Origin of the sequence: Chitinimonas koreensis (assembly GCF_014353015.1) — a bacterium.
GTDB classification, from domain to species: Bacteria; Pseudomonadota; Gammaproteobacteria; order Burkholderiales; family Chitinimonadaceae; genus Chitinimonas; species Chitinimonas koreensis.
The window spans coordinates 932,841-958,304 of sequence record NZ_CP060704.1 but is presented as its reverse complement, the minus strand read 5'-3'; the positions used below and the strand labels follow the sequence as shown (position 1 = coordinate 958,304).

Here is a 25,464-nt window from a genome sequence, read left to right as displayed (position 1 = left end):
GCGGACCCGGCGGCCTCGCCGCGCAATTCGTAGTGAGCTGCGCAACGACTACGGGGCGCAATGTAACACAGCTCGGCAGATTTCAAACAATCGTTTGATTGGCTGTTGCATCAATGCCAATACGGCTGCGAAAAGCGGTACACGGGTCATGCCGGATGCGCACGGCCGCCACGCAAGGCGGAGGAAGGGCCGCCGTTGATGGAAATCAAGGCCGGCCAGGGCGGTTGCCGGTAGATATCGAGGCGGCCGGCCATTCGCCGCACGAGGGAGCGGGGCGGTCGGCAGAGGCAGGCGAGATCGCGCCGGCATTTCCGCGGCTCCGCCAGGGTCCTACACTGCAACCCACACCTTTCGCCCAGGTCTTCCACTCATGGCCGATAAGCTCAAGCAGTTGTCGATCGATCGCCAGCCCTCCGGCGGCCGGCCGCGCCGGCGCGTGCCGCGCTGGCTGTGGCTCGCGGCGATCGTCGCCGCGATTGCGCTGGCCGTCGGCATCGGCCGGACCCGCCGCGCGGTGGAGGTGACGACCGTCAAGGTCACCCGCGCCTGGCCGTCGGCGGCGCTGTCGACGCTGAACGCCACCGGCTACGTGGTGCCGCAGAAGAAGGCCGCGATCGCCTCCAAGGCCACCGGCCGGCTCGAATGGCTCGGCGTGCGCGAGGGCAGCCCGGTCAAGGCCGGTGAAGTGATCGCCCGGCTCGAGAGCGCCGACCTCGAAGCCCAGGTGGCGCAGGCGGTCGCCAACGTCGAATCGGCCCGCGCCCGGCTCAAGCAGGCCGAAGCCGAATCGCTCGAGGCCGGCCGCGCGATGCGGCGCAGCCGCGAACTGCGGGCCCAGGGCTTCATCTCCGGCGCCTCGGACGACAACGCGGTCTCGCGCGCCCAGCAGGCCCAGGCCGCGGTCGGTGCCCAGGCGGCGGCGGTGCGGCAGGCCCAGGCCGCGCTGGTCCTCGCCCGCGTCAACCTCGACAACGCCTTCATCCGCGCGCCGTTCGACGGCGTGGTGCTGACCAAGACCGCCAACGTCGGCGACGTGATCTCGCCGTTCAACGCCGGCGCCGACTCCAAGGGCGCGGTGGTCAGCATGGCCGACATGGCCACGCTCGAAGTCGAGGCCGACGTGTCCGAGGCCAGCCTGTTCAAGGCGCGGCAGGGCCAGCCGTGCGAGATCCAGCTCGATGCGCTGCCCGATCTGCGGCTGTTGGGCGAGGTGCGCAGCATCGTGCCCTCGGTCGATCGCGCCAAGGCCACCGTCACCTTCAAGATCGGTTTCGTCGAGCGCGATGCGCGCGTACTGCCCGAGATGAGCGCCAAGGTCGGCTTCCTGTCCCGCCCGCTGACGGCGGACGAGCGCCAGCCGCGGCTGGCGCTGAACCCCAAGGCGGTGGCCGACGGCGCGGTGTTCGTGGTGCGCGACGGCCACGCGCGGCGGCGGCCGGTCACGCTCGGCGGCAAGCTCGGCGACCTGGTCGAGGTGAAGGCCGGCCTGGCGCTCGACGACAGCGTGGTGCTCGAACCGGGCGCGCTCGAGGACGGCGCCGCGGTGACGGAGAAGAAGCCGTGAGCGAAGTACCGGCCACGCCCGCCGTCGCGCTGCAGCACGTGAGCAAGCACTACCTGCGCGGCGGCCAGACGCTGCCGGTGCTGACCGACATCGACTTCGACATCGCCCGCGGCGACTTCCTCGCGCTGATGGGGCCGTCGGGCTCGGGCAAGTCGACGCTGCTCAACCTGATCGCCGGCATCGACCGCCCGAGCGGCGGCCGCATCGTGGTCGACGGCATCGACATCGCCGGGCTCGGCGAGGCCGATCTGGCCGACTGGCGCGCCCGCCACGTCGGCTTCATCTTCCAGTTCTACAACCTGATGCCGGTGCTGACCGCGCTGGAGAACGTCGAGCTGCCGCTGATGCTGACCGACCTGAGCCGGCGCGAGCGGCGCGAGCACGCCCTGCTGGCGCTCGAGATGGTCGGCCTGGCCGACCGGGTCGAGCATTACCCGAACGAGCTGTCGGGCGGCCAGCAGCAGCGCGTGGCGGTCGCCCGCGCGCTGGTCGGCGACCCGGACCTGATCGTGGCCGACGAGCCGACCGGCGACCTCGACCGCAAGTCGGCCGGCGAAGTGCTCGACCTGCTCGGCCGGCTCAACCTGGAGCTCGGCAAGACCATCGTGATGGTGACCCACGACGCGCGCGCGGCCGAGCGCGCCCATGCGATCCGCCACCTGGAGAAGGGCGAGCTGTCGGCGCTCGAGGTGCGTGAGCCGGTCGGGCCGCGCTCGGTCGGGCCGAGCTCGACCGGCCCCCGCCGGGACGAGCCGGACCAGGCGGCCGCCGCGCCGAGGCAGGACTGAGCGATGCTCGGCTTCCTCGCCCGCATGGCCCTGAAGAACGCGCTGCGCCACCGCCTGCGCGCGCTGCTCACGCTGGCCGGCCTGACCATCGCGGTGCTCGCCTTCGGCCTGCTGTCGACCGTGGTGTCGGCCTGGTACGCCGGCGCCGACGCGGCGTCCGACAAGCGCCTGATCACCCGCAACGCGATCTCGCTGGTGTTCGCGCTGCCGATCGCCTACGGCGAGCGCATCCGCACGGTCGACGGCGTGCGCGGCCTGTCCTGGGCCAACTGGTTCGGCGGCATCTACATCGAGGAGAAGAACTTCTTCCCGCAGTTCGCCATCGACCCGGCCAGCTACCTGCCGCTCTACCCGAATTCGTGGTCGATCCGGCCCAGCAGGCCGCCTTCGTGCGCGACCGCCAGGGCTGCCTGGTCGGCAGGAAGCTGGCCGAGCGCTACGGCTGGAAGGTCGGCGACACCATCGCGCTCAAGGGCACCATCTTCCCCGGCACCTGGACCTTCGTGCTGCGCGGCATCTACCGCGGCCGCCAGGCCAGCACCGACGAGAACCAGTTCTTCTTCCACTGGCACTACCTGAACGAGCGGGTGAAGCAGATCTACCCGCGCCGCGGCGACAGCGCCGGGGTGTTCGTGGTCGGCATCGAGGACGGCGGCGAGGCGGCGCTGGTCAGCGAGCGCATCGACGCGCTGTTCCGCAACTCGCTGGCCGAGACGCTGACCGAGACCGAAAAGGCCTTCCAGCTCGGCTTCGTGGCGATGACCGAGGCCATCGTCATCGCGATCCGGCTGGTCAGCTACGTGGTGATCCTGATCATCATGGCGGTGATGGCCAACACCATGGCGATGGCGGCACGCGAGCGCACCGCCGAGTACGCCACGCTGAAGGCGCTCGGCTTCGCGCCGGCCACGGTCGGCCTGCTGATCGCGTTCGAATCGCTGCTGCTGGCGGCGCTCGGCGGCGCGCTCGGCATGCTGCTGACCTGGCCGGCGGTGCGGGCGATCGGCCAGGCGCTCGACAACGTGTTCCCGGTGTTCAACGTGGCCCCGGCGACGGTGGCCGCCCAGGCGCTGGCCGCGCTGGCGGTGGGGCTGGTGGCGGCGCTGGCGCCGGCCTGGCGGGCGATGCGGGTCAAGGTGGTCGACGGTCTGCGCGCGCGGGCCTGAGCCGGCCGGTGTCGGCGAAGCCGCTGTGCTATACCGCAGGCGAGCGGCACCCGGCGCCCCGAGCCCAGCCAAGACCGCCCCCGGAGCAGCGAAGATCCGCCCACCTGGCCCAGCCGGGCCAGGTCCATGCCGACCCATGCCGGACGCCCCGCGATCCGGCCGACGAAAGGATTCGCCATGTCTCCGCTGCGCCATGCCGCGCCCCTCCTCGCCCTGCTCCTTTCCACCCTGGCCCTGGCCGCCGACCTGCGCACCGTGGCGCAGGACGCCACCGAGCCGAAGTTCGTCATCGCCGGCGGCAAGGTCACCGGCCTGTGCATCGACATCTACCGCGCCATCGAGAAAGCCGACCCCGGCCTGCGCTTCACCGGCGACCAGGCCGCGATGCCGCTGGCGCGCGCCGAATCGGAGATGGCGGCCGGCAACATCGACGCCAACTGCGGCCTGGTGCACAACAAGGAGCGCGACCAGGCCTACGTCTTCATCGACCCGCCGCTGTTTCCGGTCGACTACCTGCTGCTGACCCGGCGCGACGACCCGATCGAGGTCGCCAGCTGGGACGAGGTGCGCAAGCTCGGCGCCAAGGGCCAGGTGCTGGTCAATGCCGGCACCGGCCAGGTCAAGCGGCTGGAGGACATGGGCGGGCTGACCATCGACGCCAGCGCCAAGCTGCCCCAGCAGAACCTGCAGAAGCTGGCCTCGGGCCGCGGCCGCTTCTACTACGTGCGCTCGCTCGGCCTGCGCGGCGAGCTCAAGCGCGCCGGCGTGGCCGACCAGTTGCGCATCCCGTCGCGCGCCATCGAGAGCACGCCGTTCCACCTGCTGCTCGGCAAGCATGTCCCGAAGGACGTGGTCGAGCGCGTGCGCAAGGCCGTCGCCCAGCTGGCCGCCAGCGGAGAGCTGGCCCGGCTGCTCGACAAGTGGGACGACCAATAGGACCGGCCGATGGCCTTCGCCCGCATCCCGCTCAACTACGCCTGGCGCAACCTGCTGACGCGGCGGCTGACCACCGCGCTGACCGCCGGCGGCATGGCGCTGGTGGTGTTCGTGTTCGCCACCGTGCTGATGCTCGAGGCCGGCCTGACGCAGACGCTGACCGCCACCGGGCTCGACGCCAACGTGGTGGCGATCCGCAAGGGTTCGCAGACCGAGGTGCAGAGCGGGCTGTCGCGCGCCGAGGCGGCCATCGTCGAGAGCGACCCGGCGGTGGCGCTCGACCGCCACGGCCGCCGCCTGGTCAGCAAGGAATGCGTGGTGCTGATCTCGCTGGCCAAGAAGGCCAGCGGCAGGCCGTCCAACGTGGTGGTGCGCGGCGCGGGCGAGCAGGGCCTGGCGCTGCGGCCGCAGGTGCGGCTGGTCGAGGGCCGGCCGTTCCGGCCCGGCAGCTCGGAGATCGTGGTCGGCCGCGCGATCGCCGACGGCTTCGACGGCGTGGCGCTCGGCTCGACCCTGCGTTTCGCGCGGCGCGACTGGACCGTGGTCGGCATCTTCGACGCCGGCCGCAGCGGTTTCGATTCGGAGGTCTGGGGCGACGCCGAGCAGATGATCCAGGCCTTCCGCCGCATCAATTTCTCGGCGCTGGTGTTCCGGCTGGCCGAGCCGGACGCGTTCGAGGCGCTGCGCGCGCGGCTCGAGGCCGATCCGCGGCTGACCGCCGAGTACAAGCGCGAGACCCGCTTCTACGCCGACCAGAGCCAGGTGATGGCGACCTTCATCTCGATCCTCGGCAGCGTGCTGTCGGCGATCTTCTCGGTCGGCGCGGTGATCGGCGCGATGATCACCATGTACGCCGCGGTGGCCAACCGGATCGGCGAGATCGGCGCGCTGCGCGCGCTGGGCTTCCGCCGCGCCAGCATCATGGCGGCCTTCCTGGCCGAGGCGCTGCTGCTGTCGCTGCTGGGCGGGCTGGCCGGCCTGGCGCTGGCCTCGTGCATGCAGTTCTTCGCGATCTCGACGATGAACTGGCAGACCTTTTCCGAGCTGGCCTTCCGCTTCACGCTGACGCCGGCGATCGCGCTGCAGTCGCTGCTGTTCGCGCTGGGGATGGGGCTGGTCGGCGGCTTCCTGCCGGCCCTGCGGGCGGCGCGGCTGCCGATCGTCGACGCCTTGCGGCCTGATCGGGCCGCCGCGGATACGAGATGTCCCTGTAGGAGCGGCTTCAGCCGCGAATCGGCGATCGCATCACGGATGCCGATTCGCGGCTGAAGCCGCTCCTACCGGGCTGATCGGCATGCCGACGCAGGTCGAACTCCAGTCCGACGGTGCCATCGATCGCAGGCCGCCGTCGGACTTGAAGTCCGACCTACATCGACAGCCGGGATCGCCGGCTCGGCGCCCGGCGCGCACCGAGCCGGCGAGCGCGGGCCGGGCCGGGCCGCCCCAAGCCGGCATCGGGCTGAACGCTTCGCGCCGCCAGGCCTCCAAGCTAACCGCCATCCACTTCGGTGCCCTCGCTCATCCCATGCCCCGCAAGCATCTCCGCCGCTGGCTGCCGCAGCGCGAAACGCTCGAGCGCAATGCGCTGCTGCGCCGCTGCGCGCCCTTCCTGAGCCATCCCAACCTGTGGCACCTGAACCGCCACTCGGTCGCCGGCGGCCTGGCGGTGGGCCTCGCTTGCGGCATGATCCCCGGCCCGTTCCAGATCGCCGCGGCGATTCCGCTGGCCATCCTGTTCCGCGTCAACCTGCCGGTGGCGGTGTTCGGCACGCTGTTCAGCAACCCGTTCACCATCGTGCCGCTCTACCTGGCGGCCTTCGCCATCGGCAACCTGCTGACCGGCGCCGGCCACGGCCCGGTGTCCTGGCCGGCCGCGCCGGTGGTCGACTGGAGCCAGCCCGGCGCCAGCATCGCGGCCTGGATCGGCTGGATGACGACGCTCGGCACCCCGCTGGCGATCGGCCTGGTCGCGCTGGCGGCGCTGCTGGCGCTGGCCGGCTATGCGCTGGCGCGGCTGGGGTGGCGGCTGCATGTGCTGCATGCTTTGCGGCAGCGGAGGCTGCGGCGGATGGGGTAAGGATTGGGAAGGGGGAAGAGAGAAGGGGGAAGGGTAACCCCATCCCCTCCCAGCCTCCCCCTTGAAGGGGAGGGGCTGTGCAGCGATAGCTCTATCGCCTGCGATCGTTCAGTCAACCGCGACCACTCCCTCCCCTTCAAGGGGAGGGCCGGGGTGGGGATGGGGTTACCCTTCCCCTTCCCCCTTCTCTCCTCCCCCTCACGCTCCTGCAGCAACACCTCCCGCGCCGCCCGCAACACCTCCGCGCTCAGCCGCTCCAGCTTGGGCGACTGCACCTTCCAGCGATGCCAGTACAGCGCCACGTCGGTCGGATGGGCCGGCGCGAGGTCGATCAGTTCGCCGCGCACGACCGCTTCGCCGTATTGCAGCTCGGGCGCCATGCCGTAGCCGAGGCCGAGCCGGATCGCGGCGAGGAAGGATTCGCTGGCCGGCACGTAGTGGCAGGGATAGCTGCCGGCGGCCAGCCCCAGCTGGCGTTGCAGGAACTGCGCCTGCAGCATGTCCTTGCGGTTGAATACCAGCAGCGGCGCCCGCCGCGCCGCCTCGCGCGTCAGGCCGTCGGGCAGCCAGCGGGCGACGAAGCGCGGCGCGGCCAAGAGGCGGTAGCGCATCACCCCGAGCGGCTCGGCCACGCAGCCGCGCATCGGCCGCGGCTCGCTCGACACCCCGGCCAGCGCCAGGCCCGCCTCGAGCAGCGTGTAGGTGTGGTCCTGGTCGTCCACCGTGATGTCGAGCAGCAGTTGCTCGTCGAGCAGGAAGTCGGCCAGCGCCGGCAGCAGCCAGGTCGCCAGCGTATCGTTGTTCACCGCCACCGGGATGGACAGCGGCCGCGCCTGCTCCTCGGCCAGCTCGGCGACGAACTCGTCCTCGAGCAGGCTGCTGCGGCGCAGGTACTGCACCAGCCGCTGGCCGGCGCGGGTGGCGCGGCAAGGCCGGGCGCGGATCAACAGCGGCGTGCCGAGCTCGGCTTCCATCGCGCGCACGCGCTGCGAGATCGCCGACGGCGTCAGGTGCAACCGGGCGGCGGCCTGCTCGAAACTGCCGGTTTCGATCACGGCGAGCAGGGCTTCGCCTTTGCGGATGTCGAGTTGCATGTTGGATCCCGTGAAAGGTGAAACGTGAAAAGTGAAACGTGGACCCCATCCCCACCCCAACCCTCCCCTTGAAGGGAGGGAGCGAGTCGGTGACCGGCTGAACGATCACCGGTGATAGGGCGGCCTCTGCACGGCTCCTCCCCTTCAAGGGGAGGCTGGGTGGGGGATGGGGTCCGCATTTCACGTTTCACCTTTCACATTTCACCTCTAATGAAGAGATTTTCATCCATCCCGCGAAATACTGAATAACGTTTCATTCCCAGCCCGCCCTCCCGACAATGGCAGCCAGTCCAAGGGAGAACCGCCATGCTGGCATCCACCGTCTATCTCAAGGGGCTCGGCGTCTGCGCCAGCCTGATCATGGCCATCGGCGCGCAGAACGCCCACGTGCTGCGCATGGGCCTCAAGCGCCAGCACGTCACGCTGACGGTGATCGTCTGCATCCTGATCGACGCGACGCTGATCGGCCTCGGCGTGGCCGGCATGGGCGCGCTGGTGCAGTCCTCGCCGCTCTTGCTGGCGACGGCGCGCTGGGGCGGCGCGGCCTTCCTGCTGGTCTACGGCCTGCGCAGCTGGCGCGCGGCCTTCGCCGCCGGCGCGCTCGAGGTCGGCGGCGAGCAGCCGCGGCTCGGCGCGCGCCAGGCGCTGCTGATGGTGCTGGCGCTGTCGCTGCTCAATCCGCACGTCTACCTCGATACCGTGGTGCTGCTCGGCGCCATCGGCGGCCAGCAGCCGGAGACCGAGCGGCTCGACTTCGTCGCCGGCGCCATGACCGCCTCGGTGCTGTGGTTCTGCGCGCTCGGCTACGGCGCGCGGCTGCTGTCGCCCTGGTTCGCCAAGCCGATCGCCTGGCGCGGCATCGACGCGCTGACCGGCACCACCATGCTGGTCATGGCCGGCATGGTGGCGGCCGGCTGATCCCCCTCTCACCTCACAGGAAGCACGCCATGGCTGCGATCAACGACCTCTCCACCCTGCTGGCCAGCCTCGAGCCGGCACTCGATCCGGGCCGCTACGCCTACGTGGCGCTGCCGCTCGGGTGCAGGCCCGACGGCATCGAGGCGCTGGCGAGCTTCCGCGAGCGCGAGGGCTGGACGCTGGTGGTGGCGGCCGAGGTCGCGGCGGCGCATGGACTGCCGGTGCTGTTCGAGGCCGCCTGGATCACCCTGACGGTGCATTCCGACCTCGCCGCGGTGGGCCTGACCGCGGCCTTCGCCCAGGCGCTGGGCGAACGCGGCATCTCCTGCAATGTGATCGCGGCGGCCTATCACGACCACCTGTTCGTGCCGGTGGAGCAGGCGGAAGCGGCGATGGAGGCGCTGCACGCATTGCAGCGCGCGCATGCGATCGAATAGGACAATGCGCCGGCACGCCCGGTGGTCGGGCCTTACGCCCGACAGCGCCGCCGGATCGTAGCCGCAGCCGGGTGGAAGCCCGGCCCAGGTTCGCCGGGCAGCGACCTCGAGGACGGCGCCGTCGGGCGTGAAGCCCGGCCCACGGCGGCGCGCCGCCGCGCCAGGTCAGCCGAGCTTCGCCTTCACGTAACGCCCCGGCGCATCCTCGATCGCCGCCAGCTTGCCCGTGCCCGGCTCGCGCGCCGCGACCCGCTTGCCCTGGTAGTCGCCGAGCCACTGCGCCCAGTCGAGCCACCACGAGCCCTCGTGCGCCTCGGCGCCGGCCAGCCAGTCGGCCGGCGTGGCGGCGAGCTCGGGATTGGTGACGTAGCCGTACTTGTTGGCCGCCGGCGGATTGACGATGCCGGCGATATGGCCCGAACCGCCGAGCACGAAACGAACCGGCCCCTTGAACAGCCGCGCGCCGGCATAGGTCGACTGCCACGGCGCGATATGGTCCTCGCGCGCCGAGACGAAATAGGCCGGCGTCCTGACCTTGGTCAGGTCGATCGGCACGCCGTCGAGCTCCACCCCGCCCGGCTCCTTCAGCAGGTTGTGCTGGTACATGCTGCGCAGGTAGAAGCGGTGCATCGCCGCCGGCATGCGGGTGGAATCGCAGTTCCAGTACAGGAGGTCGAACGGCATCGGCTCGCGGCCGAGCAGGTAGTTGTTGACCACGAAGCTCCAGATCAGGTCGTTCTCGCGCAGCAGGTTGAACACCCCGGCCATCTGGTGGCCCTCGAGATAGCCCTTGGCGTCCATATAGGCGTCGAGACCGGCCAGCTGGCGCTCGTCGATGAACACGCCGAGCTCGCCCGGCTCGGCGAAGTCGATCATGGTGGTGAAGAAGGTGGCCGAGCGGATGCGGCTGGCCGGGTAGCGCTTGTCGCGCGCGGCCGCCATCCAGCCCAGCGTGGCGGCCAGCAGCGTGCCGCCGATGCAGTAGGCGGCCACGTTGACCTGGCGCTCGCCGGTGGCGGCCTCGATCGCGTCGAGCGCCGCCAGCGGACCTTCGCGCATGTAGTCGGCGAAGCCCTTGTCGCGATGGCTTTCGTCCGGGTTGACCCAAGAGATGACGAACACCGTGTGGCCCTGCTCGACCAGCCAGCGGATCAGCGAATTCTTCGGTTTGAGGTCGAGGATGTAGAACTTGTTGATCCACGGCGGCACGATCAGCAGCGGCGTGGCGTGCACCTCGGCGCCGGCCGGCGCGTACTGGATCAGTTGCATCAGCGCGTTCTCGTACACCACCTTGCCCGGCGTCACCGCGAGGTTCTTGCCGGGCTCGAAGGCCTCGAGATCGGTCATGCGCGGCATCAGCCGGCCGCCGTTGCGCTCCAGGTCCTTGATCAGGTGCTGGAAGCCGCGCACCAGGTTCTCGCCGCCGCTGTCCAGCGTGGCCTTGAGCGCGGTCGGGTTGGTGGCGAGGAAATTGGTCGGTGCCATCGCATCGACGAACTGGCGCGTATAGAAGGAAACCTGGCGGGCGGTCTGGGCATCGAGCCCGTCGACGCCGGCCACGCAGTCCTGGATGTGGCGCGAGGCCAGCAGGTAGGCCTGCTTGAGGAAGGCGAACACCTGGTTGCTCGCCCACTGCTCGTCCTTGAAGCGCTTGTCGGGCGTGTCCTGCGCCGGCGGCTCGCCGAGCCAGTATTGCCGCATGGCCTGCTGCGACAGCGCCAGGTAGTCCTGCCAGAACTGCCACTGCGCGTGCATCACCGGCTGCGGCTTCTCCAGCATGCGCTGCCACAGGCTGCCGAAGGCCTGCTGCACATCGCCCGGATCGGGGATCTGCACCTGCGGCTCGGGCCTGGCCTGGCGCTGCAACTGCCGCTGCCAGAACGACTGCATGCGTTCGGACAATGCCTGGAACTGCGCGAAACGGTCTTCGGAATCTGTCATTGTCGAGCCTGTCTTGGCGACCTCGGTCGTTTGCTCAATCTGTAGTAGAGCTCCCGGCAAAGCCGGGAGCCTGCGGTTCGTGCGCATCCACCATTGGCTCTCCCGCTGATCGACTCCAACTCCCCCCGCCCTCGCCACTCCGGGGTCCCCGCTGGAGGTCCCCCGCAAAGTCGCAGACTTTGCGGGTGGTCCAGAGGGTGCCTCGCTTGGCTCGATGGTGGATATCTCGACCATGGGATCAACTCCAGCCATCGTTCGATCCGATTACGCCCCCGCACTGGATCGTCGATGGAATCGGATGTGCATTCCAGTGTAGCCACAGCGCTTGCGATGGCGGCATTCAAAGAAATCGATCCTGATGTTGATTAATTTCCGCTATCGCCGGGCATAGCCGTGGCAGAAACTGACGGAAACTCATTGAAGGATTTCGATCATGGAACGCCTGCCCACGCTCTTCGTCTCCCACGGCTCGCCGATGCTGGCGCTCGATGCCGGCCGCACCGGCCGGGCCTGGGCCGCGCTGGCCGCCGAGTTGCCGCGGCCGCGCGCCATCGCGGTGGCCTCGGCCCACTGGCTGACCGCCGTGCCGGCCGTGAGCACCACCGCCCATCCGGCCACCATCCACGATTTCCGCGGCTTCCCCGAGCCGCTGTTCGCGCTGCGCTACGAGCCGCCCGGCGCGCCGGCGGTGGCCGAGCGCACCGCGGCCCTGCTGCACCAGGCCGGCTTCCAGGTTGGCATCGACCCGGCGCGCGGGCTGGACCATGGCGCCTGGGTACCGCTGGCCAATATGTACCCGGCCGCCGAGGTGCCGGTGTTCCAGCTCGCCATCCAGCCGCGCGAAACGCCGGAACACCACTTCCGCGTCGGCCGCGCGCTGGCCGCCTTGCGCGACGAGGGCGTGCTGCTGATCGGTTCGGGTTCGATCACCCACAATCTGCGCGAACTGGACTGGGAGGCCGAGGAAGGCCGGGCGACCCACGCCTACGTGCCCGAGTTCCAGGAATGGCTGCACCAGCGGCTGCTGGCCGACGACCAGGCCGCGCTGCTCGACTACCGCCGCCAGGCGCCCGGCGCACAGCGCGCCCATCCGACCGACGAGCACTTGCTGCCGCTCTACGTCGCGCTCGGCGCCGCCGGCGACGGTGCGCGCGCGGTGCGGCATTACGCCAACATCACCGAGGGCGGCTTGGCGATGGACCTGTACGCCTTCGGCTGAGGCCGGCCGCCGATCCAAAGCGGTATGGCCGCTCCGGCGCCGGCGGTCGCCACCTTGGCGGCGGATTCCCGCCTTGAATGGCCCCGCGCCTGCGGCTAAACACAAGGGAGTCGCCCTCTCCCGGAGCCTGCCGTCATGCGCATCTCGCAAAAACTCGCCCTCGCCTTCGGCGCCCTGATCGTGTTCGTCGCGCTGATGGGCGTGGTCGGCATCGCCTCGCTGGCCTCGGTGGACCAGGCCCTGCTCGGCGTCACCGACGATGCGCTGCCCGGCGTGCGCTACACCGGCGCGATCCGCGCCGAGGCGATCGACTTCCGCAACCGCGAAACCCAGCTCCTGATCGCCAAGAACGCCGATGAGATCAAGGAGACGCTGGGCCGCCAGGCCAAGAACGCCGAGGCGCTGAAGGAATTCGAGGCGCAGTACGCCAAGCATCTGCAGAACGACGAGGAAAAGGCGCTGTTCGCCGACTACCAGCAGCAGCAGGCGGCCTACATGGCCACCCACGCCCAGTTCCGCAAGCTGGTCGAAGCCGGCGACGCCGATGCCGCGCTGGCCTATTTCCGCGGCGACGGCCGCAAGGCCTTCCGCAGTTTCCTGCCGGCGATCGACAAGATGGTCGAGTACAACGTCAAGGCCGCCGACGCGCTGTCGACCGAGGCGCACGAGGACTATGCGCGCGGCCGCAACCACCTGATCGCGATCGCGGCGCTGGTCACCGCGCTGGCGATCGGGCTGTCGGTGGTGATCGTGCGCGCCATCAGCGGCCGGCTCGGCCAGTTGGCCGGCACCATCCGCGAAATCGAGCGCGACCTGGACTTCACCCGCCGCGTGCCGGTGCAGGGCCACGACGAGGTGACCGATACCGCGCGCGCCTTCAACTCGCTGGCGCAGAACGTCCAGGGCGTGCTCAAGAGCGCCTCGGACGCCAGCGGCAAGCTGATCGAGATGGTGGCCCAGCTCGGCAGCTCGGCCAACGAGGTATCGGACGGCTCGCGCCGCCAGAGCGACGCCTCGAACGGCATGGCGGCCGCGATCGAGCAGCTGTCGACCAGCATCAGCCAGCTGTCGGACAGCGCGCGCGAGGCGATGGCGCATTCGCTCAACGCCGACCGCAACGCCGAGAACGGCGGCAAGGTGATCGCCAAGACGGTCGACGAGATGCATGCGATCGCCGAGGCGATCGACCAGGTGGCGACCAGCATCCGCCAGCTCGGCGAGCGCTCGCAGGAGATCGGCGGCATCGTCCAGGTGATCCGCGAGGTGGCCGACCAGACCAACCTGCTGGCGCTGAACGCCGCCATCGAGGCCGCGCGCGCCGGCGAACAGGGCCGCGGCTTCGCGGTGGTGGCGGACGAGGTGCGCAAGCTGGCCGAGCGCACCACCGCGGCGACCCAGGACATCGGCAACAAGATCGGCGCGATCCAGGGCTCGTCGAGCCAGGCCAGCGGCGCCATGGCGCAGGCGCAGGACCGTGTCGCCGGCGGGATGGCGCTGGCCGGCCAGATCGGCGACACGGTGCGCACCATCACCCAGGACGCCAAGCTGGTCGAGCACGAGGTGCAGACCATCTCGACCGCGCTCAAGGAGCAGGACCAGGCCGGCCACCAGATCGCCCAGCACGTCGAGCAGATCGCCAACATGGTCGAGCGCAACAGCGTGGCCGCCACGCTGACCTCGCGGCTGGCGGGCGAGCTGGACAGCATCGCCGCTGCGATGCGGCTGGAGATCGCGCGATTCCGCGCGTAGGGCGCAGGGCCTGAGGACTTGCCGGGGCCTGCGCGTTGGCGAGAACTGCGAAGCCGCGCCCGGCAGAGCCGAGCGTTCGCGGGGAGTGCGGACTGGACGGGCGGCCCTACCCTGATTCGTTCCCACTCCCCCGCCCTCGCCTCGCTCCGCTCGAATCCGGTCCTTTCCACCGCCGCGCCCCGCTCCGAGCGGCACAAACTTCGAAAGTCGCCCAAGCAATCGAATCGGGCGCACTCTGGTAGTTGATCTCGGCGGCGACGCCGATGCAGTACATGGCCTGAACGGGTCTGTTTTTATACGGATGCACTTTCACGGGACCGGCGGATGAACCTGAATCTCAGCGTGCGCGGCCGGCTGGCGCTGGCGTTCGGGGCAGTGCTGGCGCTGATGCTGGCGTTGGCGATGGTCGCGCTCGAGCGGATCGACGCCGGCCAGCAGCAGCTGCGCGCCATCGTGCAGGGCGACATGGCCACCAGCCAGCATGCGCAGGCGATGTTCGTGGCGGTGCGCGACACCTCGGTGGCGGTGCGCAATATCGCGCTGTTCAGCGAGCCGGCCGAGGTCGCCCGCGAGGTGCAGCGCATCGGCACCAACCGCCAGGCCTATGCCCGCCATGCCGAGGCGCTGCGGGCGCTGATCGCGCGCAACCCGGCCAACGGGCACGAGAAGGCCATCGTCGATTCGCTGCCGGCGCTGGAAGACGCCACCGAGGCCGAGCTGCGCCGGGTGATCGAGATCGCCAGCAGCCCCGACAGCAGCACCGTCGGCCGCGCACTGCTGCAGCGCGTGCGGCCGGTGCAGAGCCGCTGGCTGGCCCAGTTGCAGGCACTGGCCGATCTCGAATACGCCAACAGCCAGGCGGCCTACCGCAAGGCCGAGGCAGCCTGGCAGACCACCCGCCGCCAGATGCTGGTGCTCGCCGTGCTCGCCGTCGCGGTCGGCATCGCCACCGCCTGGCTGTTCAGCCGACGCCTGTTGCGCCAGCTCGGCGGCGAGCCCGACTACGCCGCCGACGTGGCGCGGCGGGTGGCGGCCGGCGAATTGCAATTGCACATCCGCACCGACGCCGGGGACCGCGACAGCCTGCTGTATGCGCTGCGCCAGATGGTCGAGCGGCTCAACCGGGTGATCGGCGAGATCGGCATGGCGGCCAGCGTGCTCACCGACGCCTCGCAGCAGGTCAGCGGCACCGCCCAGAGCCTGCGCCAGACCGCCACCGAGCAGGCGGCCAACCTCGAGGAGACGGCCGCCTCGATCGAATCGTTCAGCGCCTCGATCCACCACAACAACCAGGATGCGCACCACACCGACGAAGTCGCCGCCACCGCGGCGCAGGAGGCGCGCCAGGGCGGCGCCGCGATGGCGCACACGGTGAGCGCCATGCAGGGCATCGCCGAGCGCATCGGCGTGATCGACGACATCGCCCACCGCACCAATATGCTGGCGCTCAACGCCGCCATCGAGGCGGCCCGCGCCGGCCACCAGGGCAAGGGCTTCGCGGTGGTGGCGAGCGAGATCCGCACCCTGGCCGAACGCTGCCAGAACGCCGCCCACGAGATCATGGAAGTGGCGGCCGGCAGCGTGCAGCAGGCGCGCCGCGCCGGCGAGCTGGTGCAGTCGACCATTCCCCACATCGAGCAGACCTCGGCGCTGGTGCGCCGCATCACCTCGCACTCGAGCGAGCAGGCCGAGGGCGTGGCGCAGGTGAACATCGTGGTGAACGAGCTGAACCAGGTGACCCAGCGCAACGCCGCGACCGCCGAGGAACTGGCCGCCACCGCCGAGGAGCTGAGCCAGCAGGCCGAGCAGCTGCTGGCGCTGATCGGCTATTTCCGGCTCGAGCGCAAAGCGCTGGCAGCCTGAGCGGACGCCACTATTCCCGCGCCGATCGGCGCACGCGGCCCGCGCGCGGACACCCGCGCTTGCCTATAGTCAGGGCCGGGCAGGACCAAACCGCGCGGAAGTCAAAGCAAGCGGATGGCGAACGAGACGAAACGGCCAGACATTCCCAGCAACAGAACGTCCGCCCGTGGCGGGAACGGCGACCGGCACGGAGCATCGGCCGCCGCCCGGCCGCGGGGGCATGGGGCTCCGTGTGCTCAATTTCCACCGCATCGACTTCAAGCTGAACCTGCTGTTCCTGGCCATCGTCTCGGCCAGCCTGGGCGGCTTCGGCGCCTTCAACTACACCCTCATGCGGGCCGAGCTGATCGGCACCCAGGAACGCGAAGTTGACCAGACGCTGCGCCGGCTGGCCGTCTCGCTGCCCAGCGCGGTATGGAACCTCGACGTGCAGCAGGCGCAGCAGACCGTGCTGGCCGAGATGGGCCATCCCTGGCTGCTGGGACTCACCGTCACCAGCGGCCAGCGCCCGGTGGTGGGCCTGGTGCGCGACCGCCAGGGCAAGCCGGTCGACGGCATGCAGCTGCCGGCCTCCGACCAGCGCCGCGAGATCGCGCTGACCCTGCGCGACCAGGGCCAGGACCAGCAGGTCGGCAAGGTGACGCTGGCGGTCAGCACCGATTCGATCGAGGCCAAGCTACGCGCCAACCTGCTGCGCCTCTTGGCCCAGATCGTGGTCGTCGACGGCCTGATCGTGCTGGCCCAGGTGCTGGCGCTGCGCCGGCTGGTGACACGGCCGCTCGACGAGGTGCGCCAGGTGCTGCAGCGGATCGCCCACGGCGACCTGACGGTGCCGCGGCTGCGGCGCGGCGAGGACGAGCTGGGCCAGCTGGCGCAGGCGCTGCACGGCATGGTCGCCCACCTGTCGACGCTGCTGGGCAAGGTGGTGCGCTCGACCGAGGCGCTGAGCTCGGCCGCGGCGCAGATCAAGGGCGCCTCGACCGGGCTGGCGATGGCCTCGGCCAGCCAGGCCGCCAGCGTCGAGGAGGCGCTGGCCTCGATGGCGACCGTCAACGCCGCGGTCGGCCAGAACCTGCAGGACGCGCGCAGCGCCAAGGAGATCGCCGGCTTCAACGTGACCCAGGCCGAGCGCGGCGGCGCCTCGGTCGACACCACGGTGCAGGCGATGATCGCGATCGCCGAGAAGATCGGCGTGGTCGACGACATCGCCTACCAGACCAATATGCTGGCGCTCAACGCCGCCATCGAGGCGGCCCGCGCCGGCCAGCACGGCAAGGGCTTCGCGGTGGTGGCGCAGGAAGTGCGCCGGCTGGCCGAGCGCAGCCAGGCGGCCGCGCGCGAGATCAGCGAGCTGGCGCAGCAGAGCGTGGTGCACGCCAAGGAGACCGGCGCGATGTTCGAGGACATGCTGCCGCGCATCCGCGAGACCGCCGAGCGGGTCGGCGCGATCCACCTGGCCTCGACCGACCAGGCGCACGGCATCGAGCAGGTCCATGGCGGCATCCACCAGATCAACGATGCGATGCAGGCCAACGCGGCGGCCGCCGAGGAACTGGCCGCGACCGCGGCGATGATGACCGACCAGGTCGCGCAGATTCTCGAGCTGGTCGATTACTTCAAGAGCCTTTGAATCCGCGCCGCGGCTTGTGAGTGAACAAGCTGCAGTGCTTCGCCCGGCAAAGCCGTGCGTTTACGGTCCGTGCCGGCTGAACCTGCGGCTCTTCCCTGATTCACCCCGACTCCCCCCGCCCTCGCCGCCGCGAGGGGGCCTCGCTGACGCTCGTCAGTGAAATCGAGAACTGCCGGGGCAAACCGAATGGGGGCGCAAGCTGTTTGCGTGACTTAAATAGCTTCCTTGCGTTTACCTGACCGTACCCGGGATCACCGCAGGAGCGGCTTTAGCCGCGAATGGCAAAATGAAGAGCGGATCGTGCAGATTGGACGGGCCGGGCGGAGCATCGAACAGCGTCCATCACCAAGCACCGCAGCGTTCGAATCTGAACTGCCGCACCCTTCACCCTTCCCTCTTCACCCTTCCCGCAGGCAGGGCTACTGAAACTTCCCTTCCTTGCGCATATTGTCCGGCAGCCTGATCCCCCATTTCTGCAGCCCGGCCTCGTTGAAGTACCACGCGCCGCTCTGGTCGGCCTCGATGCGCAGCTTGGCCGGCGACCGGCCCTGGTCGAGGATCAGCAGCGCCATCCGCGCAGCGGCGGCGCCGTGGCTGGCGCCGGCCAGTACGAAGGAGGCGATGGCCCGCTTGGGGCCGACGGCGAAATCGTTGATCGAGAACAGCGGCACCGGCGCGTTCTGGCCGGTCCACTCGAGCACCTCGGTGGTATCGATCACCTTGCCGCTGGCCTTGTCCTTCACCGTGTGCCAGGTGTCGAGGATGATCGCGTCGTAGTTGGCCGCGGCGCCGTTCACCGCCGCCTGCCAATCCTGGTAGTCGGCGATGCTGCGCGCCTCCAGCGTCACCCCGCCCAGGTCGGTCTGCTCGTCGCCGTGCAGCGCGGTGTCGATCACCGCCTTGGACGATTCGCTGTCGTCGAACAGCACCAGGATCCGGTTCTTCTTCATCGGCACCAGCGTGCGGATGGTGCGGCCCAGCGGGATCAGCAGGTGGCGTTCGAGCACGCCGGTGATGTTCTTCGGCAGGCCGCCGGGAAAGTAGTCGCGCACGTTGGCGTTGACGCCGCGGAACACCACCGGCGTCGCCGTGCCGGCCAGCTTGGGGCCGAGGAACCTGATCGCATTGTCGTCGCCGGTGATGACCAGGTCAGGCTTGCGCTTCAGGTATTCGTCCCAGGCCGCCTTGAAGATCGCCGGATACGCCTCCTTGGGCCTGCGCTTGGTGTCGAGGTAGATCACCTCGATCTTGTGCTTGTCGCCGATCGCGCGCCGGGTGCCTTCCATATTGGTCTTCACCCACTCCATGTCCTCGTGGTAGCTCTCGAAGATCAGGATGTTGCCCGCCTCGGCCGGGCCGGGCAGGACGAGGAAGAGCGACAGGACGATGGGGAGTCGTTGCATGCTGCAAGCCTCGTCGGATGGTTGGATCGGCCCGCCGCACCTCCTCGGCCCCGGCCTGCGCCGGCTTGGGGGAGAACGCCGCCTGCCCGGCATGGCCTATCGACTTGTTCATTCGATATAAACCACGCCGTACGCACCGTAGCCGGCCGCGACGGAAGGCAGCACCACCGGGCGGGACAGGTTCGACGGACAAGGAAAGTGCCGGCCGCGGCTACCACTTGCAGCCGCTGCCGGTGGCCGCGTCCTTGAGCAGCGGCAGCGCGGCCAGCAGGCCGGCGCCGGCGTAGGCGGTCCGGCAGTCGGGCCGCGCCGCCTCGGCCATGGAACGGCCGAGCGCGGTCTCGCGTTCGGGGCGATCGGCACGCAAGGCGGACGGCAGCGATTCGGCCCGGGCGCGGCCATCGGCCCGTGCCTGCCGGCGGACTTCGGCGCGCAGCGCCTCGACGTCGAGCGAGGGCGTGGCGACGGCAGGCGCAGCCGGCTCGGCCGCCGGCACCGCCGCCGTCGCGGCGGGCGAGCGCAGCGTGGCAGCGAGCGCCGGCCGCGCGGCATGCTGCGGCCGGCGGGCCGATTCGGCCCGCGGTGGCGGCGATGGCGGTGACGGTGGCGACACGGCCGGCGCGATCGCCGCCGGCGGCCGCAGGCTCACCTGCAGCTCGGTCGGCGCCCGGCCACGCGGTGCTTCAGCCGGCGGCGGCAAGAAGTAGAACAGCAAGCCATGCAGCGCCAGGGACAGCAGCAGCCCCTGCGCGGCACGACGGCGAATGGCGGGCATGCGTTTACCTCGTCGATGCAGGATGGACCGTACCGCGGCGCCGCGGTTCGGCGCGATCAGGGCCCGCAGTCGCCCGAGGTCTGCACGATCGGCATGCCGCGGAAGGCCGGCGAGCGCACCAGCGGCACCTTCTTGCAGTACACGCCCTTGTTGGTGACGATGCGGGTCACCCGGTCTCCGCCCTCCTGACTTTCCTTCACCTCGAGCACCACCAGTTCTCCCAGCTCGTCCTCGAAACGCTGGGCCAGCGCGGTGCGCAGCGGCGCCGGCAGCTTGGCCAGGCTCGGATGCGGGGCCGGCCGGCGCACCAGGAAGCGGGCCGCCTCGGCTTCGGCGCGCAGGCCGCGGTCGGCGCCGATCGCGCCGGCCAGCGCGCGCTCGGTCAAGCTGGGGCCAGCCTCGGCCGCGGCGGCTGGCGGCGGCGCGATATCGGCGACATCGGTCGGCGACGGCTCGGTCGCCGAGATGCCTGCCGTGCTGCGTGCGGCAGCGGGTGCCGCGTTGCGTGCGGCGGACGGCGCACGCGTCGCCTCGCGTGGCGGCACGGTCCGCCGCGCCGGTTCGGCGCCGGCCGGCGGAGGCGCCTCGATGCGGGCCGCCTGCAGCCAGACCTGCAGCGGCTGCGGCGCCCGCGCGCGGACGGCCGGCGGCACGGTCTGCCGCCAGCACAGCAGCAGCACGCCGTGCGCCGCCAGCGAAATCGCCACCGCGGCCCATGCCGGCCGCCTGTTGCCTTCCTCGTATGCCATCTCCGCTCCCTCTCAGCAGCGCCATGGACCGGCCCGGCGCCGCCGCGTTCCGCGGCACGGCTTGAAATACGCCGTGCAGCCCCCATCTGGGCCGGACCGCAACCGAGCCGGAGAGATGCATGTTCCACACCGACGACCGCAGCCTGACGCCCGACTACCCGGCGCTCGAGCGCCAGCTGGCCAGCCTGTTCGAAGGCGAGCGCGACTTCATCGCCAACGCGGCGCAATTCTCGGCCTTCGTCTACCAGACGCTGGCCGACCTCAACTGGGCCGGCTTCTACCTGGCCCGCGGCGAGGAACTGGTGCTCGGCCCCTTCCAGGGCAAGGTGGCCTGCGTGCGCATCCCGTTCGGCCGCGGCGTCTGCGGCAACGCGGCGGCGCGGCGCGAGACCATCGTGGTGGCCGACGTGCATGCCTTCCCCGGCCATATCGCCTGCGACGCGGCCTCGAACGCCGAGATCGTGCTGCCGGTGCTCAAGGACGGCCGGCTGGTCGGCGTGTTCGACATCGACAGCCCGAGCGCCAACCGCTTCGGCGAGGCCGACCAGATCGGGCTGGAGCGGCTGCTGGCCTGCTTCGTCGCCGCGACCGACTGCTGAGCCGCCGCCAACGAAAAGCCCCGCTCTGCAGCGGGGCTTTTCGTTGGGCGGGACGCACGGCGCGATCAGCTGTCGCGGCGGATCTCCACCTTGTAGCCGACCTTGAGCACGCCCTTGGACAGCGGCCGGTTCCACTTCTTGATGTCGGACACGCTGACGTCGTAGCGGCGCGCGATCTCGTCCAGCGTATCGCCGTGCCGCACCACGTACTGCTTGAGCCGGGCCGGCTTGGCCGCGGCCTGGCGGCCGGCCTTGCCGCCGGAACGGGCCTCGGCCGGGTCGTCGCCGAGCTTCAGCGTCTGGCCCAGCACCACATGGTCGGTGCGCAGGCCGTTCAGGTACTTGAGCTCGGCCGGCGTCATGCCGTTGCGGCGGGCGATCGAGAACAGCGTGTCGCCGCGCTTGACCTTGTAGCGCATGACCGCGCGGCTCGAACGGGCACCGGGTGCCGTGTCCTCGCGCGACTCGGACGCGACGCGATCGACCGGGGCGCGATCGACGGTCTGCGCCACCGCGCCGGCGATCAGCGCGGCCAGGTTCTGCCGCTCGCTCACGTCGACGTCGGGCCGGATCGGCACCAGGATGGTCTGGCCCGAAGCGCTGCCGGCGCCGCCGAGCTTGTTGACGTCGCGCAATTCGGCCAGCTGGATGCCGAAGCGGTCGGCGATCGCGCTCAGCGATTCGCCGCGCTTGGTGACATAGGGCTGCCAGGACAGCAGCGGCTTGTCGTAGCCCTGCAGGTTCCTCTCGAAGGTGTCGACCTTGTCGGCCGGCAGCAGCAGGCGACGGTCGTCCTTGTGGGCGAACACCGGCCGGATCAGGCCCGGGTTGAGCAGCGTGAGCTCGTCGACCGAGGTCTCGGCCAGCTTGGCGATCAGCTGCAGGTCCATGTGCCGGCCGGTCGAGATCGGCTGGAAGTAAGGCTGGTTGGGCACCGCGGGGATCTTGACGCCGAACGCGTCCGGGTTGGCAATGATGTTGCGGATCGCCAGCAGTTTGGGCACGTAGTTCTCGGTCTCGCGCGGCTTGCGGATGTTGTCGAAGTCGTCCTCGAGCCCGCGTGCGCGGGTCTTGGCCAGCGCGCGGCCGACGCCGCCCTCGCCCCAGTTGTAGGCGGCCAGCGCCAGCTGCCAGTCGCCGAACAGGTTGTACAGGTCCTGCAGGTAGTCGAGCGCGGCGTAGGTGGCCGCCATCACGTCCTGGCGGCCGTCGTACCACCAGGTGCGCTCGAGGCCGTAGCGCTTGCCGGTCGAAGGGATGAACTGCCACAGGCCGGACGCCATCGCGTGCGACTGGGCCTTGGGCACGAAGGCGCTCTCGACGATGGGCAGCAGCGCGATCTCGGTCGGCATGCCGCGGCGCTCGACCTCGCCGACGATGAAGTACAGGTAGCGCCGGCTGCGCTCGACCACGCGCTGCATGTATTCGGGCTTGCTGGCGTAGAAGCGTTCCTGCGCGCGCACCGCCGGGGTGTCGAGGTCTTCCATCTTGAAGCCCTGCCGCACCCGCGCCCACAGATCGGCGGACGGCGCGGGCGTGGCGGAGGGGAAGGCCAGCGGATCGGCAGCCGCGGGCTGCGGCTGCTCGAGGGCCGGCACGCTGATCGACGGATCGGTCAGCGCAGCCGGCATCGCCACGTCGTCGGCCTGGGCGAGCGGCGCGAACAGCGCGGCCACCAGCGCGAACAACGGGGCGAAGCGGAAATCGAAGTGGGTCATGGGCGCTCTGAAAATGCAAAAAGGCATGTCGCAGCGGGTGGGCCGGATCCGGGCGCGGGAGGGAAGCCGCGCGGGATGCCCGAGACGTGGACATGCCTTGGTGGGCAGAAAACTTGGCGGATGGTAGCGGCGCAGGGCAGGCCGGTCAACCGGAAATTGCCAAAATTGCCTTACGAATCAATTAGCAATGATCGTCCCCGACAGTGCGTTCGGGCTGAAGTTCCGTACCGTGCGGCGACCGGCGTTCAGCCGCGGAAGCCGTCTTTCCAGCGCCGCAGCGCGGCGAACACCGCCACCGGCTCGCCGGTCTCGGCGCCGTGCGCCCGTGCCGCGGCGAGCACCGCGGGCGCGTCCCAGCGCAGGAAAGGATTGGTCGCGCGTTCCAGTCCGACCGAACTCGGCAAGGTCGGCTCGCCGCGCGCGCGGCGCGCCTGGTCGTCGGCCATCCGCTGCGCCAGCTCGGCGTTGCCGGGCTCGACCGCATGGGCGAAGCGCTCGTTGGCCAGCGTATATTCGTGGGTGCAGCACACCCGCGTATCGCCCGGCAGCGCGGCCAGCCGCGCCAGCGAGGCCTGCATCTGGGCCGGCGTGCCCTCGAACAGCCGGCCGCAGCCGCAGGCGAACAGCGTATCGCCGCAGAACAGCGTGCCGTGGCCGTAGTAGGCGAGATGGTCGAGCGTGTGGCCGGGCACCGCCAGCACGTCGAAGGCGAGGCCGAGCGCGCCGAGCTGCAGCCAGTCGCCGTCGGCCAGCGGCCGGGTGACGCCGGCGAGGCCGGCCGGACCGAACACCGGGCAATGCCAGCGCGCAGCCAGCTCGGCCACGCCGCCGGTGTGATCGCGGTGGTGATGGGTCAGCAGGACGGCGTCGAGCGACAGTCCGAGCTCGGCCAGCCGGGCCGCCACCGGCGCCGCTTCGCCGGGATCGACCACGAAGGCGCGGCCGTCGACGTGGCCGAGCCAGACGTAGTTGTCCTCGAGGATGGGAACGGGCAGGATGGTCAGCATGCTTGTCTCCGATGATTGCCCCGCGCCGCCGGCCTGCCTGGCCGACTGGTTCGCCAGCCCGCTCGGCCAGTACGTGGCCCGGCGCGAGCAGGCCTTTTTCGACCGGGCGGTGGCCGATGTGTTCGGTTATTACGCCGTGCAGCTCGAATTGCCGGGCCTGGACCTGCTGCGCGCCAACCGCATGCCGACGCGGCTCAGCGCCGGCCTCGGCGACGGCTGCCGGCTGAACTGCGACCCGGCCCAGCTGCCCTTCCCTGCCGCCAGCATCGACCTGCTGGTCCTGCCGCATACGCTCGATTTCCATGCCGACCCGCGCGAAGTGCTGCGCGAGGCCGAGCGCGTGCTGGTGCCCGAGGGCCGGCTGATGTTGGCCGGCTTCAATCCGTGGAGCCTGTGGGGCGCCGCCCGGCTGGTCAAGCGCCGCCGCGGCCTGCCGTGGTCCGGCCAGTTCCTCGGCCTGCCGCGGGTGCGCGACTGGCTGGCGCTGCTCGGCTTCGAGCCAGCCGGCGGCCGGGTCCACTGCTATGCGCCGCCGTTCGCCAGCACCGGCTGGCTCGAGCGCTGCGCCTTCATGGAACGGGCCGGCGACCGCTGGTGGCCGGTCGGCGGCGGCGTCTACTGCCTCGAGGCGGTCAAGCGCGTGCGCGGCATGCGGCTGATCGCGCCGGCCTGGAAGACCCGCCGCCGGGTCGGCCGGCCGGTGGCGGTCGCGCTGCCCGACCGCCGCGGCGAACACGCCGAGCGGCGCGAGTTGCCGGTCGAGCCCTGAAGAAACCCTGAAGTCCGCACTGTCCCCGACGCTTCTCAGGCCTTGTGGCTGGCGCGCCATGCGTCCACCGCGGGCGCCAGCTCGGCCAGCGCATCCATTCGCAGCACGCCTTCGGGCAAGCGCTTGAGCACCGTCGAACCGGCGCCGCCGAGCCACAGCTGGGTGGCGCGCGGCAGCCGCCCGCGCAGCAGCGCGACCATGTCGCCGGCCTCGCGCAGCGGGAAGGACGAGGACAGCGACAGCGCCAGGATGTCGCAGCCGAGCTCGACGCTGGCCTCGACGATGTCGTCGATCGGCAGCGAGACGCCGAGCGACCAGGTCTGGCAGGCCGCCATGCGCAGCATCGCCTCGACCATCAAGAGGCCCAGGCCGTGCTGTTCGCCGGACGGCGTGGTGAGCAGCACGCGCGGCGGCGACAGCGGCTGGTTGAGCGCATGCATGGCGGCTCGCAGCACCTGCGAGACCTGCTCGACGTAGGCGTGCTCCTGCCAGGCGCCGATCTCGCCGGTGAACCAGGCCTCGCCGACCGCGACATTGGCCTGCGGCAGGAACTCGGCGACGAAGTCGCGCAGGCCGCGCACCACCAGCTCGCCCTGCAGATGGCGCTGCAGCGCGCCGAGGTCGCCCTGGCCCAGGCTTTCGAGCAGTTGGTCCGAACCGATCGAGGCCGCGCCGCGTCTGACTTCCTCGTGCATGTGTTCGAGCAGGCGCGCCAGCTCGGCGGTCTCGGCGCGCACCACCTTGCTCGGCCGCATGCCGCGCTCGAGCAGCCGGCGCACCAGCCGGAGCTTGTCGACCTGTTCGGGCGGATAGACGCGGTCGCCCTGCGCGTCGCGCGCGGGCTGCGGGAAGCCGTAACGGCGCTCCCAGATGCGCAACAGCTCCTTCGACAGGCCGGTCTCGCGTTCGACTGCGCTGATATTGAGGCCGAAGGGAAGGTCTGCTCGCATGATCCGGGGCAATTGACGAGGACTGGCGGGGTGCAACGGTGGCACGGTGACGGGGCGATGGCTACAATGCCCCCGATTCCGGCGATCCCCCGCGCCGGTGCACGATACCAAT

General features: G+C 70.6%; 23 protein-coding genes. 15 read left to right on the top strand and 8 right to left on the bottom strand.

What is annotated here, in order from left to right; all coding sequences use genetic code 11:
* The first annotated feature begins 370 nt into the window (after positions 1-370).
* The 7 genes from H9L41_RS03955 to H9L41_RS03930 all read left to right on the top strand — a co-directional run bounded on the left by H9L41_RS03955 (position 371) and on the right by H9L41_RS03930 (position 6,531).
* Positions 371-1,564 carry an efflux RND transporter periplasmic adaptor subunit gene (locus tag H9L41_RS03955; protein WP_028445402.1) on the top strand — a complete coding sequence of 398 codons (1,194 nt, stop codon included), beginning with the start codon at positions 371-373 and terminating at the stop codon, positions 1,562-1,564.
* Complete coding sequence (locus H9L41_RS03950) at positions 1,561-2,352, top strand: ABC transporter ATP-binding protein (protein ID WP_084300016.1); 792 nt, start codon at positions 1,561-1,563, stop codon at positions 2,350-2,352. The genes H9L41_RS03955 and H9L41_RS03950 overlap by 4 nt, the downstream gene beginning before the upstream one ends.
* 3 nt (positions 2,353-2,355) lie before the next feature.
* Complete coding sequence (locus H9L41_RS25495; RefSeq protein WP_308419588.1) at positions 2,356-2,931, top strand: hypothetical protein; 576 nt, start codon at positions 2,356-2,358, stop codon at positions 2,929-2,931.
* A 179-nt stretch (positions 2,932-3,110) separates the two neighbouring features.
* Positions 3,111-3,518 (top strand): FtsX-like permease family protein, encoded by a 408-nt coding sequence (locus H9L41_RS25490; protein ID WP_308419652.1) that lies wholly within the window; start codon positions 3,111-3,113, stop codon positions 3,516-3,518.
* Between the two features lie 177 nt (positions 3,519-3,695).
* Entirely contained in the window at positions 3,696-4,454 is a 759-nt protein-coding gene (locus tag H9L41_RS03940; protein WP_028445400.1) for a substrate-binding periplasmic protein, read from the top strand.
* Between the two features lie 9 nt (positions 4,455-4,463).
* Entirely contained in the window at positions 4,464-5,723 is a 1,260-nt protein-coding gene (locus H9L41_RS03935; RefSeq protein WP_187523683.1) for an ABC transporter permease, read from the top strand.
* 256 nt (positions 5,724-5,979) lie between these two features.
* A complete protein-coding gene (locus H9L41_RS03930; protein WP_028445398.1) occupies positions 5,980-6,531 on the top strand; it encodes a DUF2062 domain-containing protein in 552 nt (183 codons plus the stop codon).
* Here H9L41_RS03930 and H9L41_RS03925 read toward each other — a convergent pair.
* Positions 6,453-7,625, bottom strand: a complete 1,173-nt coding sequence (locus H9L41_RS03925) for a LysR family transcriptional regulator ArgP (protein ID WP_187523682.1) — start codon at positions 7,623-7,625, stop codon at positions 6,453-6,455. The two genes, H9L41_RS03930 and H9L41_RS03925, sit on opposite strands and share 79 nt — an antisense overlap.
* 306 nt (positions 7,626-7,931) lie before the next feature.
* On the opposite strand from H9L41_RS03925, the gene H9L41_RS03920 reads away from it, so the two are divergent.
* Positions 7,932-8,543 (top strand): LysE/ArgO family amino acid transporter, encoded by a 612-nt coding sequence (locus H9L41_RS03920; protein WP_028445397.1) that lies wholly within the window; start codon positions 7,932-7,934, stop codon positions 8,541-8,543.
* Between the two features lie 29 nt (positions 8,544-8,572).
* Entirely contained in the window at positions 8,573-8,980 is a 408-nt protein-coding gene (locus H9L41_RS03915) for an ACT domain-containing protein (RefSeq protein WP_028445396.1), read from the top strand.
* Positions 8,981-9,145: 165 nt separating this feature from the next.
* On the opposite strand, the gene H9L41_RS03910 is transcribed toward H9L41_RS03915, so the two are convergent.
* A complete protein-coding gene (locus H9L41_RS03910) occupies positions 9,146-10,921 on the bottom strand; it encodes a PHA/PHB synthase family protein (protein WP_051318849.1) in 1,776 nt (591 codons plus the stop codon).
* 433 nt (positions 10,922-11,354) lie between these two features.
* On the opposite strand from H9L41_RS03910, the gene H9L41_RS03905 reads away from it, so the two are divergent.
* The 4 genes from H9L41_RS03905 to H9L41_RS03890 all read left to right on the top strand — a co-directional run bounded on the left by H9L41_RS03905 (position 11,355) and on the right by H9L41_RS03890 (position 17,382).
* Positions 11,355-12,140 carry a dioxygenase family protein gene (locus H9L41_RS03905; RefSeq protein WP_028445394.1) on the top strand — a complete coding sequence of 262 codons (786 nt, stop codon included), beginning with the start codon at positions 11,355-11,357 and terminating at the stop codon, positions 12,138-12,140.
* Between the two features lie 135 nt (positions 12,141-12,275).
* Positions 12,276-13,889, top strand: coding sequence for a methyl-accepting chemotaxis protein (locus H9L41_RS03900; protein WP_051318848.1), 1,614 nt, complete (start codon positions 12,276-12,278; stop codon positions 13,887-13,889).
* Positions 13,890-14,213: 324 nt separating this feature from the next.
* A complete protein-coding gene (locus H9L41_RS03895) occupies positions 14,214-15,752 on the top strand; it encodes a methyl-accepting chemotaxis protein (RefSeq protein WP_051318847.1) in 1,539 nt (512 codons plus the stop codon).
* A gap of 220 nt (positions 15,753-15,972) precedes the next feature.
* Positions 15,973-17,382 (top strand): methyl-accepting chemotaxis protein, encoded by a 1,410-nt coding sequence (locus H9L41_RS03890; protein ID WP_051318846.1) that lies wholly within the window; start codon positions 15,973-15,975, stop codon positions 17,380-17,382.
* A 419-nt stretch (positions 17,383-17,801) separates the two neighbouring features.
* Here the strand turns inward: H9L41_RS03890 and H9L41_RS03885 are convergent, their stop codons facing one another.
* The 3 genes from H9L41_RS03885 to H9L41_RS03875 all read right to left on the bottom strand — a co-directional run bounded on the left by H9L41_RS03885 (position 17,802) and on the right by H9L41_RS03875 (position 20,309).
* The gene (locus H9L41_RS03885) at positions 17,802-18,785 is read right to left on the bottom strand and encodes an ABC transporter substrate-binding protein (RefSeq protein WP_051318845.1); all 984 of its coding nucleotides are present in this window, start codon (positions 18,783-18,785) and stop codon (positions 17,802-17,804) included.
* Between the two features lie 211 nt (positions 18,786-18,996).
* Positions 18,997-19,560 carry a hypothetical protein gene (locus tag H9L41_RS03880; protein WP_051318844.1) on the bottom strand — a complete coding sequence of 188 codons (564 nt, stop codon included), beginning with the start codon at positions 19,558-19,560 and terminating at the stop codon, positions 18,997-18,999.
* A gap of 56 nt (positions 19,561-19,616) precedes the next feature.
* Positions 19,617-20,309: a hypothetical protein gene (locus H9L41_RS03875; RefSeq protein ID WP_028445393.1), complete on the bottom strand. Its 693-nt coding sequence runs from the start codon at positions 20,307-20,309 to the stop codon at positions 19,617-19,619.
* A 119-nt stretch (positions 20,310-20,428) separates the two neighbouring features.
* Here H9L41_RS03875 and msrC point away from each other — a divergent pair, with 119 nt between their 5' ends.
* Positions 20,429-20,908 (top strand): free L-methionine (R)-S-oxide reductase MsrC, encoded by a 480-nt coding sequence (gene msrC / locus H9L41_RS03870; protein ID WP_051318843.1) that lies wholly within the window; start codon positions 20,429-20,431, stop codon positions 20,906-20,908.
* 65 nt (positions 20,909-20,973) lie between these two features.
* Here the strand turns inward: msrC and H9L41_RS03865 are convergent, their stop codons facing one another.
* A complete protein-coding gene (locus tag H9L41_RS03865) occupies positions 20,974-22,626 on the bottom strand; it encodes a LysM peptidoglycan-binding domain-containing protein (RefSeq protein ID WP_051318842.1) in 1,653 nt (550 codons plus the stop codon).
* 245 nt (positions 22,627-22,871) lie between these two features.
* Positions 22,872-23,633 carry a hydroxyacylglutathione hydrolase gene (gloB, locus tag H9L41_RS03860; protein ID WP_028445390.1) on the bottom strand — a complete coding sequence of 254 codons (762 nt, stop codon included), beginning with the start codon at positions 23,631-23,633 and terminating at the stop codon, positions 22,872-22,874.
* On the opposite strand from gloB, the gene H9L41_RS03855 reads away from it, so the two are divergent.
* A complete protein-coding gene (locus tag H9L41_RS03855; RefSeq protein WP_051318841.1) occupies positions 23,632-24,402 on the top strand; it encodes a class I SAM-dependent methyltransferase in 771 nt (256 codons plus the stop codon). The two genes, gloB and H9L41_RS03855, sit on opposite strands and share 2 nt — an antisense overlap.
* Before the next feature lie 35 nt (positions 24,403-24,437).
* Here H9L41_RS03855 and H9L41_RS03850 read toward each other — a convergent pair whose 3' ends face one another.
* On the bottom strand, positions 24,438-25,352 hold the full coding sequence (locus tag H9L41_RS03850) for a MerR family transcriptional regulator (RefSeq protein WP_028445388.1): 915 nt from the start codon (positions 25,350-25,352) through the stop codon (positions 24,438-24,440).
* Positions 25,353-25,464: the final 112 nt, after the last annotated feature.